10 protein-coding genes and 1 pseudogene are annotated in these 10,815 nt (G+C 77.2%); 9 read left to right on the top strand and 2 right to left on the bottom strand.

Annotated features, from left to right (window positions below; translation table 11 throughout):
- From FA014_RS20070 to FA014_RS14175, 5 genes and pseudogenes are all read left to right on the top strand, one after another.
- Nucleotides 1–640: pseudogene (locus FA014_RS20070) on the top strand (hypothetical protein); the annotation flags it as partial.
- A 94-nt stretch (nt 641–734) separates the two neighbouring features.
- Nucleotides 735–1,928, top strand: a complete 1,194-nt coding sequence (locus FA014_RS14190) for an NAD(P)/FAD-dependent oxidoreductase (protein ID WP_230323164.1) — start codon at nt 735–737, stop codon at nt 1,926–1,928.
- A 127-nt stretch (nt 1,929–2,055) separates the two neighbouring features.
- Nucleotides 2,056–2,874 carry a PP2C family protein-serine/threonine phosphatase gene (locus FA014_RS14185; RefSeq protein ID WP_195969297.1) on the top strand — a complete coding sequence of 273 codons (819 nt, stop codon included), beginning with the start codon at nt 2,056–2,058 and terminating at the stop codon, nt 2,872–2,874.
- A gap of 110 nt (nt 2,875–2,984) precedes the next feature.
- The gene (locus FA014_RS14180) at nt 2,985–3,617 is read left to right on the top strand and encodes a ClpP family protease (RefSeq protein WP_154730311.1); all 633 of its coding nucleotides are present in this window, start codon (nt 2,985–2,987) and stop codon (nt 3,615–3,617) included.
- Nucleotides 3,617–4,231 carry a ClpP family protease gene (locus FA014_RS14175; protein WP_154730310.1) on the top strand — a complete coding sequence of 205 codons (615 nt, stop codon included), beginning with the start codon at nt 3,617–3,619 and terminating at the stop codon, nt 4,229–4,231. Before FA014_RS14180 ends, FA014_RS14175 begins: the two co-directional genes overlap by 1 nt.
- Nucleotides 4,232–4,317: 86 nt before the next feature.
- Here the strand turns inward: FA014_RS14175 and FA014_RS14170 are convergent, their stop codons facing one another.
- Entirely contained in the window at nt 4,318–4,725 is a 408-nt protein-coding gene (locus FA014_RS14170; RefSeq protein WP_154730309.1) for a helix-turn-helix domain-containing protein, read from the bottom strand.
- Nucleotides 4,726–4,892: 167 nt separating this feature from the next.
- Between FA014_RS14170 and FA014_RS14165 the strand changes: the two genes are divergently transcribed.
- Genes FA014_RS14165 through FA014_RS14155 form a run of 3 tightly spaced genes read left to right on the top strand, consistent with a single transcriptional unit; the run spans nt 4,893 to nt 7,924 of the window.
- A complete protein-coding gene (locus FA014_RS14165) occupies nt 4,893–5,789 on the top strand; it encodes an LLM class F420-dependent oxidoreductase (RefSeq protein WP_154730308.1) in 897 nt (298 codons plus the stop codon).
- Between the two features lie 59 nt (nt 5,790–5,848).
- Nucleotides 5,849–6,229 carry a VOC family protein gene (locus FA014_RS14160; protein ID WP_154730307.1) on the top strand — a complete coding sequence of 127 codons (381 nt, stop codon included), beginning with the start codon at nt 5,849–5,851 and terminating at the stop codon, nt 6,227–6,229.
- 57 nt (nt 6,230–6,286) lie between these two features.
- Entirely contained in the window at nt 6,287–7,924 is a 1,638-nt protein-coding gene (locus FA014_RS14155) for a SpoIIE family protein phosphatase (RefSeq protein WP_154730306.1), read from the top strand.
- Between the two features lie 28 nt (nt 7,925–7,952).
- Here FA014_RS14155 and FA014_RS14150 read toward each other — a convergent pair whose 3' ends face one another.
- Nucleotides 7,953–9,581, bottom strand: a complete 1,629-nt coding sequence (locus FA014_RS14150) for an endo-1,4-beta-xylanase (RefSeq protein WP_154730305.1) — start codon at nt 9,579–9,581, stop codon at nt 7,953–7,955.
- Nucleotides 9,582–9,892: 311 nt separating this feature from the next.
- Here FA014_RS14150 and FA014_RS14145 point away from each other — a divergent pair, with 311 nt between their 5' ends.
- The gene (locus FA014_RS14145) at nt 9,893–10,684 is read left to right on the top strand and encodes an endonuclease/exonuclease/phosphatase family protein (RefSeq protein ID WP_230323166.1); all 792 of its coding nucleotides are present in this window, start codon (nt 9,893–9,895) and stop codon (nt 10,682–10,684) included.
- Nucleotides 10,685–10,815: the final 131 nt, after the last annotated feature.

Raw genomic sequence — 10,815 nt, 5'->3', positions numbered from 1 at the left:
GGCCGCGCCCGCGCCGAGCGCGTCGCCGACGCCGGCGCCGACCCCCGAGCCCGAGCCCGAGCGCCCGCTGGTCAACGCCGGCGCCGTCGCCGAGGGCGCCCCGGCCACGGTGTCCGGCGAGGGCCCCGCGCGGATCGCGGTCGTCCGGGACGGCGACTTCGGGGTGGTCGCGCAGCTCGACTGCGCCGCGTGCACGGGCGACGTCGTGCTCACCTCCGAGGGCCGGGGGTCGCCGTGGGGCGCCGGGCCCGCCCCGCTCACCGGCACCTACCTGGTCGACGTCCTGGAGGGCACCGAGGCGAGGCAGGGCTTCCTGCTCGACGCCGCCGGCCCGTGGACGCTGACGTTCTCCAGCTGGAACGAGCTGCCGGTGCTGACCGGGCCGCAGCAGGGTGCCGGGGCGGCGGTGCTGCTGCTCGGGGACACCGCGAGCGGCGCCCGGATCGACTACACCCCGGCGGGCGCGGGGGACTCGCTGCTGGCCCGGGTGGTGTCCGCGGTGGACGTGGACCCGGCCACCGGGCCGGCCTCGCTCGTCCTGGGCGGGGACGAGGCGCTGAGCGAGACCGCCGACGTGGCCCTGCCGGGGGTCGTGGCCCTGAGCACGAACGGCACCTGGACGGTCACGCCGCTCCCGTGACCCGGCGCGCCCCGTGGCGCGCGCCCCGTCGGGGGTGCGTCCTGCGACCGGCCGCGCCAGGCTGGGCCGCGAGGACGCGACCTGAGGAGGCACGGTGCGGGACAGCTACGACTACGTCGTCGTCGGGGCCGGCATGGCGGGCGACGCCGCCGCGCACGGGATCCGCGAGGTCGACCCGGCGGGCACGATCCTGGTGGTCGGGCGCGAGCCGACCGCCCCGGTCACCCGGCCGGCCCTGACCAAGAAGCTCTGGACCGACCCGGAGTTCACGTTCGACCAGGTGTGGCTCCCCACCGCCGAGGAGACCGGCGCCGACCTGCTGCTGGGGGAGTCCGTCATCGCGGTCGACACCGCCGCGCGGACGATCACCACCGACGCGGACGTGACGGTGGGCTACGGCGCGCTGCTGCTCGCGACCAGCGGGCACCCGCGCCGGCTCCCGGGGGTGGAGGACTCCGGCCGGGTGATCTACTTCCGCACCGTCCGCGACTACGAGCGGCTGCGCGACCTCGCCGGCGGCGGCCGGCACGTCGTCGTGGTCGGCGGTGGCTACATCGGCACCGAGCTCGCCGCGGCGCTCGTGCAGAACGACACCCGGGTCACGCTCGTGTTCACCCAGGACGTGCTCACCGCGTCGACGTTCCCGGACGCGCTGGCCCGGCGGGTCGAGCGCCGGTACGCCGAGGCGGGCGTGACGCTGCTGCGCGGCGCGCGGGTGGCGGCCACCGAGTCGGGCCCCGACGGCGTGACCGTGACCCTGGACGACGGGCGCACGATCGCGGCGGACGGCGTCGTGGTCGGCGCGGGCCTGGAGATCGAGACCGACCTGGCCCGGTCCGCGGGCCTGGAGGTCGACGACGGCGTGGTGGTCGACGACCGGCTGCGGACCTCCGACCCCCACGTGTGGGCCGCGGGCGACGTCGCCCGGTACCCGGACCGGCTGCTGGGGCGCCGCCGCGTCGAGCACGTCGACAACGCCACCACGTCGGGGCGGCAGGCCGGCCGGAACCTCGCCGGCGCGGACGAGCCGTACGCGCACACGCCGTTCTTCTACTCCGACCTGTTCGAGCTCGGCTACGAGGCGGTCGGGCGGCTCGACGCGTCGCTGGAGACGGTCGAGGACTGGCACGCCGACGACCTCGGCGCCGGCGTGGTGTACTACCTCGACGGCGGCCGGGTCGCCGGGGTGCTGCTGTGGAACGTGTGGGACGCGACGGACCGGGCCCGCGAGGTGATCGCGACGCAGACCGACGTGCGGCCGGAGGCGCTGCGGGGGCTGATCCGCTGACCGTGCGGTGCCGCCCGGGTGCTGCCACCCGCCCCGCGCCCGGTCGCGCCCCGCCCGCGGTACGCGGGTGCGCCCGGACGTGGCATCGTGGGGTCACGAGGTGCCCGACCCCCCTGGAGGTGCCGCAGTGACGCTGACCCTCGACACCGCCCTGCGCTCGGTCGCCGGCGAGCACCGGTCGCACAACGAGGACTCCGCCGGCTGCGCGCCGGGGTACGCGTTCGTCGCCGACGGGGTCGGCGGCCACGCCGGCGGGGACGTCGCGTCCTGGACCGTCGCGCACCGCCTGATGTCCGCGCTCGCGGCCTCCGGCCCGGACCGGTTCACCGCCGAGGACCTGCGCGCGGCCGTGGCGACCGCGAACGCCGACCTGGCCGAGCGGGCGCGGTCCGACCCGTCCCTCGCGGGCATGGCGACCACCTTCACCGGCGTGTTCTGCGCCGAGGAGGCGGTCCGGGTGGTGCACATCGGCGACTCGCGCGCGTACCTGTGGCGGGACGGCGAGGGCCGCCGGGTCACCCGGGACGACTCGCTCGTGCAGCTGCTCGTGGAGGCCGGCGTCATCGACCCCGCCGAGGCCGCGCACCACCCCCGGCGGAACGTGATCCTGCACTGCCTCGCGGGCGACGCCGAGGACGCGGCGCACGTCACGGTGCTCGAGGTCGACGCCCGGCCCGGGGACCGGTGGCTGATGTCGACGGACGGCCTGACGGACTACGTGCCGGAGGAGCGGGTGCTCGCGCTGCTCGGCACCCCCGGCGGCCCGGAGGCGGTCGCGGAGGCGCTGGTCGGCGAGGCGCTGGACGCGGACGCCTGGGACAACGTGACCGTCGTGGTGGCGGACGTGGTGGCGGCTCGCGCCGACGCCCCGGCCGGGCCCGGCGGCGAGCGGGTGCGGCTGGCGGGCGCGGCGGCGGACGCGCGGCTGCCCGCCACGGCGGGCTGACCGCCACGCCGTCTGCTGACGGCAGACGGCGTCTGCCCCGGGCAGACCGGGGCCCGCCGGGCGCCGGCGCGGTGCGAGCGTGCGAGGACCACCACCCGAGGAGGCCCCGCATGATCCCCGTCCCCGTCCCCGCCGCCCGGACCGAGGCGCCGCCGGCGCGCGCGTTCGACGACGACCTCGCCGCGCGGCTGCTGCACCAGCGCATCGTCGTGCTCGGCCAGGAGGTCGACGACCCGGTCGCGAACCGCGTGTGCGCCCAGCTGCTCCTGCTGTCCGCCGAGGACCCGCGCCGCGACATCGCGCTCTACATCAACTCGCCCGGCGGCTCGATCACGGCCGCGATGGCGATGTACGACACCATGCGGCTGATCCCGAACGACGTCGCGACCCTCGCCATGGGCCTCGCGGCCAGCGCCGGGCAGTTCCTGCTCAGCGCGGGCACCCCGGGCAAGCGGAACGTCATGCGGCACGCCCGGGTGCTGATGCACCAGCCGTCCGGCGGCATCGGCGGCACCGCGGTCGACATCGCGATCCAGGCGCAGAACATGGCCCACACCAAGCGGACGATGCAGGCGCTGATCGCCGAGCACACCGGCCAGGCCGTCGAGACCATCGAGCGCGACTCCGACCGGGACCGCTGGTTCACCGCCGAGGAGGCCCTGGCCTACGGGTTCGTGGACCGGGTGGTCGAGCACCTCGACGACGTCCGCCCCGACGCGGCGCAGCGACGGGCGGGCCTGTGATGGCCGGCTCCTACACCGTGCCCGTCGTCGTCGAGCAGCGGCCGAACGGCGAGCGCGCCTCCGACGTGTTCTCCCGGCTGCTGTCGGACCGGATCGTGTTCATCGGCACCGAGATCGACGACGGGGTGGCGAACGTCGTCATCGCGCAGCTGCTGCACCTGCAGTCGGAGGACCCGGACAAGCCGATCCACCTGTACCTCAACTCGCCCGGCGGCTCGGTGACGGCGCTGCTCGCGATCTACGACACCATGCGGTACGTCCGGCCCGACGTCGCGACGTTCTGCCTCGGGCAGGCGGCGTCCGCGGCCGCGGTGCTGCTCGCCGCCGGGGCGCCGGGCCAGCGGCACGTGCTGGAGCACGCCCGGGTCCTGCTGCACCAGCCGTCGGGCGGTGCGCAGGGCACGGCGGCCGACCTGGAGCTGCAGGCCGCGGAGATCCTCCGGCTGCGGGCCCAGGTCGACGACGTCCTGGCGGCGCACACCGGGCGCAGCCCCGAGCAGCTGCGGGCCGACACGGACCGGGACCTGGTGCTGACCGCGGAGCAGGCCGTGGCCTACGGCATCGCGGACACGGTCATCACCACCCTCAAGCCGCCGCAGCCGCCACCGGCCTGACTGCGGCGCCGCCGAGGTCGAGCGCTTCCGCCGAGGTCGAGGGTCTCCCGCCGCATGCCGGCCGGAAACCCTCGACCTCGGCGGGGTCAGGCGGCGAGGAGGAGCGCCGTGCGCGACGCGGGGCGGGTGGGGAGCGGGGTGACGGGGGAGCGGGGGGCGTTCCCGGCGACCGGGGCGGTCGCGAGGTCGACGACCACCCGGCCCTCGGCGCGGGCCAGCACGGCGTGCGCGTCGCCGACGAGGTCGACCAGCCGCAGCCCCAGCGCCCGGCACACCGCGCCGAGCACCTCGGACGACGCCTCCTTGCGGCCGCGCTCGACCTCGGACAGGTAGGGCACGGACACCCGGGCCGCCTCGGCGACGTCGCGCAGGGTGCGGCCCTGGCGCTCGCGGTGCCGGCGGAGCACGGCCCCGACGAGCACGCGCAGCGGAGGCTCGGGCCGCGCCGCCTCGGGGCGGGGCGTGGCGGGCGGGGCGTCGGCGACGTGCGGCATGGCGGACCTCCTCGGGTCCCGCCACGCTAACGCCGCGCACCCCGCCGCGGCCGTGCGCGCCGTTCTGCCCTCAGCAGACGGGCCCCTTGACTTCGAGCGCGCTCCAAGCGGCATCGTCCGGGGGACCGGCGCCCGTCCGCGCCCGGTCCGACCCCGAAGGAGCCACCATGCGCCTGGGCGCCCACCTGATGCGGTTCGACGCGGTCGAGCCCGCCCGCCTCGGCCGGGAGCTGGCCGACACCGCGGATGCCGCGGAGGACGCCGGCCTGTCCTGGCTGTCGGTGATGGACCACTTCTTCCAGATGGAGCCCGCCGGCTTCCCGGCGAGCGACCCCATGCTGGAGGCGTACACCACGCTGGGGATGCTGGCCGGCCGGACCGAGACCGTGCAGCTCGGCGCCCTGGTGACCGGCGTGACCTACCGGCACCCGGGGCTGCTCGCCAAGATCGTCGCGACGCTCGACGTGCTGTCGCAGGGCCGGGCGACGCTCGGCATCGGCGCGGCCTGGTACGAGAAGGAGCACGTCGCCCTGGGCGTGCCGTACCCGCCGCTGAAGGAGCGGTTCGAGCGGCTCGAGGAGACGCTGCAGATCTGCCGGCAGATGTGGGACCCCGAGGACGAGGGCCCGTTCGAGGGCGCGCACTACCGGCTCGCGGAGACGCTCTGCCGCCCGCTCCCGCTGAGCCGCCCGGGCCGCGGGCCCGAGATCCTGGTCGGCGGGTCGGGGGAGCGCAAGACGCTCCGTCTCGTCGCGCAGTACGGCGACGCGTGCAACCTGTTCGAGACCGGGCCGGAGGAGGTCGGCCGCAAGCTCGACGTGCTGCGCGGGCACTGCGACGCGGTCGGGCGCGACTACGCCGACATCCGGGTGACGCTGCTGATGGGCGGGGACCAGCTGCTCCGGGGCGACGTCGACGGGTTCCTGGCCGCCGCGCGGCCGTACGCCGACCTGGGCGTGGAGACGGTCATCCTGCGCCCGCCGGCCGACGTGCCGCTGGCCACCTGGGTCCGGGACCACGTGGCGCCGGCGGTGCCGCGGGTGGCGGAGCTCGGCGCGCGCTGAGCCGGCGACCGGCGCGCCCCGAGGTGCGGCCCCGCCGCACCCGACCCCACGATGGGCGCATGCAGGGGCGTGCCGACGGCGGCTGGTGGGGCGTGGTGCTCGACGCACCGGAGCCGAGCGCGCTCGCGGCCTTCTACGCCGAGGTGCTGGGCTGGCAGGTGGTCGGGGACGACCCGGACCACGCCGTCGTGGCGGCGCCCTCCGGCGTGGCGTACCTGGCCGTGCAGCGCAGCCCCGAGCACGAGCCGCCGACCTGGCCCGCGGAGCCGGGCCGGCAGCAGCGCCAGGTGCACCTGGACGTCGAGGTGCTCGACCTGGAGGAGGCGGTCGCCGGCGCGCTGCGGCTCGGTGCCCGGCTCGCGGCGCACCAGCCGCAGCCCTCGCGGCGGGTCCTGCTGGACCCGGCCGGTCACCCGTTCTGCCTCAACCGGGACGGCTGACCGCCGGACGGCCCAGCCGCCCGGCGCCGGGGGAGCGCGGCGCGTACTGTCACCCCCGTGCGATCCCCCTGGTTCCAGCGCGTCACCGCCGGCAGCGCCACCGGCGCGCTCGCCCGCGAGGTGGACTGGGCGGCGACCCCCCTCGGGGTGCCGGGCACCTGGCCGACCGCCCTGCGGCTCACGGTCGAGATGTGCTTCAGCACCCGGTTCCCGGTGCTGGTCACGTGGGGGCCCGAGCTCACCATGATCTACAACGACGGCTACCGGGAGATGCTCGGCTCCGAGAAGCACCCGGGGGCGATGGGCGCGCCGCTCGCCGAGGTGTGGAAGGAGGTCTGGGACGACCTGCTGCCGTCGGTCGAGGCGGTGATGGTGCGCGGCGAGCCGACCTGGGAGATCGACCGGCACCTGGTCACGAACCGGTCCGGGTACGACGAGGACGTCTACTTCACCTACTCGTACTCGCCCATCCGCGACTCCTCGGACCAGGTCGGCGGCCTGCTGGACATCGTCACCGAGACCACCGAGCGGGTCGTGGAGCAGCGGCGGATGCGGCTGCTCGGCGAGCTGTCCGCGGCGCTCTCCACCGTCCGCGACGACCTGGACGCGCTCGCGTCGGCGACGCTCGGGCTGCTGGGGGACGCGGAGGACGTGCTGGCCGCCGCGCTGTACGTCCGGGACCGCGACGGCGCGCTGCTCCTGCGGGGCAGTGCCGGCGCCTCGCGCGGCGCGGACGTGCCGGACGAGGTGGTCGAGCGGGTCGCCCGCACCGGTGCCGCCGAGGACCGCGGCCGCACGGTGGTGGTCCCGCTGGCCGGCGTCGCCGGGGGGACGCCTGTGGGGGTCATGGTGCTGACCGGCGCCGGCCGGCGGCCCTGGGACGAGGCCTACCGGTCGTACCTGCTCCTGGTCGCGAGCATCGTCGGCGCCGCCGTCGGCCGCACCGTGCGCCACCAGACCGAGGTCGAGCACCTGCGCGAGGTCAGCGACACCCTGCAGGCCGCCATCCTGCCCGAGGGGTCCAGCCTCGTCGGCGTCGTGGCGCGCTACCGGCCGGCGGCGGGCGACCTGGCTGTCGGCGGCGACTGGTACGACGTGGTGGAGCTGGGTCCCGGCCGCCGGGCGCTCGTCGTGGGCGACTGCGTGGGCCACGGGCTGGACGCCGCCGCCCGGATGGGCCAGCTCCGCGCCGCCACGCGCGCCCTGCTGCTGGAGGACCGCAGCCCCGCCGACGTGCTGGACGGGCTCGACCGGTTCGCCCGCACCCTGCCCGGCGCGGAGTGCACCACGGTGTTCTGCGCCGTCGTCGACGAGGTCGAGCACGCGGTGGTGCACTCCTCGGCCGGCCACCTCCCGCCCGTGCTGCGCCGCGCCGCCGGCGGGGCCGAGCTGCTGGTCGGCGGCCGGGGCGCCGCGCTCGGGATCTCGACGGCCCCGCGGCCCGAGGCCGTCGAGCGGCTGAGCGACGGCGACCTGCTCGTGGTGTGCACGGACGGGCTGATCGAGCGGCGCCAGGAGTCGCTGCGGGTGGGCCTGGACCGGCTGGTGGCGGAGGTCGCGTCCCAGCCGGCCGGCGCACCCACCGCCTCGGTGGCGGACGACCTGCTGCGCGCGCTCACGCCGCGCGGCGGCCAGGACGACGTGGCGCTGGTGGTCTACCGGGCGGGCGCGGTCGCCGACGACGACGGCCGCTGACCCCGCGGCGCGCGCCCGGTCGGCCGGCTCAACCGGCGCTGCCGCCCAGCCCCTCGAGGAACCCCTCGTACGCCGGCTTCGCCTGCAGGTCGTCGTCGAACAGCAGCGGCGCCTCGTACGGCCGCTCCTGGGGCCAGGCGCGCAGCCACGACCGCGTGTCGTACAGGCCCCAGACCCCGATGAACGCGAGGTCCCGCTGCGCGAACGCGGCGACGAGGTCCCGGACCTGCCCGCGCTGCGCGTCCAGCCGGTCCGGCGGCGTGCGGTCCAGCTGCTCGTCGCGGCCGGAGATGGCGACGTCCAGCTCCGTCACGGCCTGGCGCAGCCCGAGCCCGGCGACCGCGTCGAGCGTGGTGGCGACCCGGTCCACGTCGGTGCCGAGGTCCACGTGCATCTGGTGCCCGACGGCGTCGACGGGCGCGCCCGCGGCCTGCAGGTCCAGCACGAGCCGCACGAGGGCGCGGCGGCGGTCGGGGGCGTCGGTGTCGTAGTCGTTCAGGTAGAGGGTGACGTCCGGGCCCAGCTCCTCGCGGGCGATCCGGAACGCCTCCGCGACGTAGTCCGGGCCCAGCACCTCGTACCACCGGCTGTGCCGCAGGCCGTCGGGCTGCTCGGGGTCGAGCGCCTCGTTCACGACGTCCCAGGAGGTGACCGGGTTCGCGTCGCCGTACCGCTGGGCGAGGTGGTCCGCGATCGCGCGGGTGTGGGCGCGCAGCCGGTCGAGCAGCAGCGCGCGGTCGTCGGCGCTGTCCGTGAGCGGGCGCCCGTCGGGGGCCTCGAAGAACCAGTCGGGCGTGGACCGGTGCCAGACCAGGGTGTGGCCGTGCACGGTCAGCCCGTGGGCGGCGGCGACGTCGAGCACCTCGTCCATCGGGCCGAAGTCGAACGCACCCTCGGTCGGCTGGACCGTCACCGGCTTCATCGCGTTCTCGGGCGTGATCTGGTCGAAGTGCCGCAGCAGCAGCTCCGCGGGGCGGCCGGTGAGGTCCTGGGGGCCGACCGCGACGCCGAGCGGCACGTCGGTCGCGTCCTTCAGGGCGGTCACGTCGGTCTGCACCTCCGGGGTCGGGCGCTGGACGGTGACGTCGTCCAGCCGCAGGTCGGCGGTCGACTCGGTGGTCTCGACGTAGAGCCGCCACTCGCCGTCGCCCTCGGGCACCGGGGCGGTGCCGACCAGCTCGACCCAGTCGCCGGCCGTCGCCGTCCCGCGGGCCACGTGCACGTAGAGGGGGTCGTCGCCGCCCGGGTCGCGCTCCAGGGTGAGCTGGACGTCGGCGTCGCCCGCGCCCTCGCCGAGCCGCACCCAGGCCGACACGGTGTGCACCTGGCCCCGGGCCACGGAGCCCGACAGGTCGACGGCCGCACCGTGCCAGGCCTCGGACCGGCCGGACACCAGCAGGCTGCCCGCGCCGTCGTGCGTCGGGTCCTGGGCGTCGGAGACCTGGACGCCGTCGCCGAGCGGGGCCCAGCCCTCGTCGCCCTCGTCGAAGGTGCTGGACAGGACGGTCGTCATGGCCTCGGCGGGCGGGGTGCTCGCGGCGGCGGTCGGCGTCGGGCCCGGGGACCGGTCGTCGCCGCGGGTCACCAGCACCACCGCCAGCAGCACGAGCACGAGGACGACGGCGCCGGTGCCGATCAGCAGGGCGGGTCGGCGCACGCGGGTGCCTCTCGTCCGGGGGTCGGGGAGGCACCACGGTAGGCACGCCCGGGCCCGCGAGGCCAGCCGCGCAGGTGGGCGCGCACGCCGACCCACGCCCACCCACGCGCCGACCCACGCGCCGACCCACGCGCCGACCCACGCCCAGTGCGCAGCAGGTGCGGGGTTCGTGACGTGCGAACCCCGCGCCTCGTGCAACCTCGGCGGCGACGGCCGCGGAGGGGGCGGGCGGGCGGCGGGCAGCGCGGGGCGGGGCGGGCGGGCGGCGGGCGGTGCGGGGCGCAGGTCCGTACGCTGGCCGCGTGCGGGCCATGACGTGGAACGTGTGGTGGCGGTTCGGGGGCGCGTGGCGGGAGCGGGAGCCGGCGCTGCTCGGCGTGCTCGCCGACGCCCGGCCCGACGTCCTCGCGCTCGTCGAGACGTGGCGGGACGCCGACGGCACGCAGGCCGACCTCGTCGCCGACCACCTCGGGCTGCCGTCGGCGGTGTTCGTCCCGACGGGCCTGCCGCCCGTGCCGGACGATCCCGACCTGGCCGGCGTCGAGATGGGCATCGCCCTGGTGTCCCGCTGGGCGCCGGTCGCCACCCGCACCGTCCCGCTCCCGGCGGCCCAGCGCCCCGGGCCCCCGGCGCACGCCCTGCACGCCACCCTCGACCACCCCGCGGGGCCGCTGCACGTGGTCGTGGCGACGCTCGAGTGGGAGCCGCGCTACGCCGAGGACCGGATGGCGCAGGCCTGGGCGCTCGCCGACCTGGCGGCCGACGCGGCCCTCGACGGCGACCTGCCGGTCCTCGTCCTGGGCGACCTGAACGCGCGGCCGGACGGGCCGCAGCTGGCGGCGCTCACCCGGCAGCTGGCCGACCTCTGGCCGCTCGGCGGCGGCGACCCGGCGGCGGTGACGCTGAGCTCGGTCGTGCCCGAGGCGCCGCTGGAGGCGACCGAGCTGATCGACCAGCGGATCGACCACGTGCTCGCGCGCCCGGGCCGGGCCGGCGGCACCCTGCGGGCGGGCGGCGCCCGGCTGGCCGGGACGGAGCCGGTGGGCGGACGGTACCCGTCGGACCACTTCGCGGTGGTCGTGGACGTGGAGCTGACCTCGTGACGACCCGGCCGCGGGGCCGGAGGACCGCCGCGCTGGCGGCCGCGGTCCTGCTCGCGGCCGCGGCGTGCACGCCGGGCGGGGACCCGGCGCCCTCCCCGGGCCGGAGCCCGGCGGGGCCGACGGAGAGATCG

This window comes from Cellulomonas hominis (assembly GCF_005239125.1).
In the GTDB taxonomy this organism is placed as follows: Bacteria; Actinomycetota; Actinomycetes; order Actinomycetales; family Cellulomonadaceae; genus Cellulomonas; species Cellulomonas hominis_A.
This window is presented reverse-complemented; position numbering and strand designations above follow the sequence as displayed.

Excerpts from the sequence above, each read along its gene's own strand:
- FA014_RS14180 (WP_154730311.1), top strand. The coding sequence starts at position 2,985 with ATGATCCCCGTCCCCGTCCCCGCCGCCCGGACCGAGGCGCCGCCGGCG.
- FA014_RS14175 (WP_154730310.1), top strand. The coding sequence starts at position 3,617 with ATGGCCGGCTCCTACACCGTGCCCGTCGTCGTCGAGCAGCGGCCGAAC.
- FA014_RS14170 (WP_154730309.1), bottom strand. The coding sequence starts at position 4,725 with ATGCCGCACGTCGCCGACGCCCCGCCCGCCACGCCCCGCCCCGAGGCG.
- FA014_RS14165 (WP_154730308.1), top strand. The coding sequence starts at position 4,893 with ATGCGCCTGGGCGCCCACCTGATGCGGTTCGACGCGGTCGAGCCCGCC.
- FA014_RS14160 (WP_154730307.1), top strand. The coding sequence starts at position 5,849 with ATGCAGGGGCGTGCCGACGGCGGCTGGTGGGGCGTGGTGCTCGACGCA.
- FA014_RS14145 (WP_230323166.1), top strand. The coding sequence starts at position 9,893 with ATGACGTGGAACGTGTGGTGGCGGTTCGGGGGCGCGTGGCGGGAGCGG.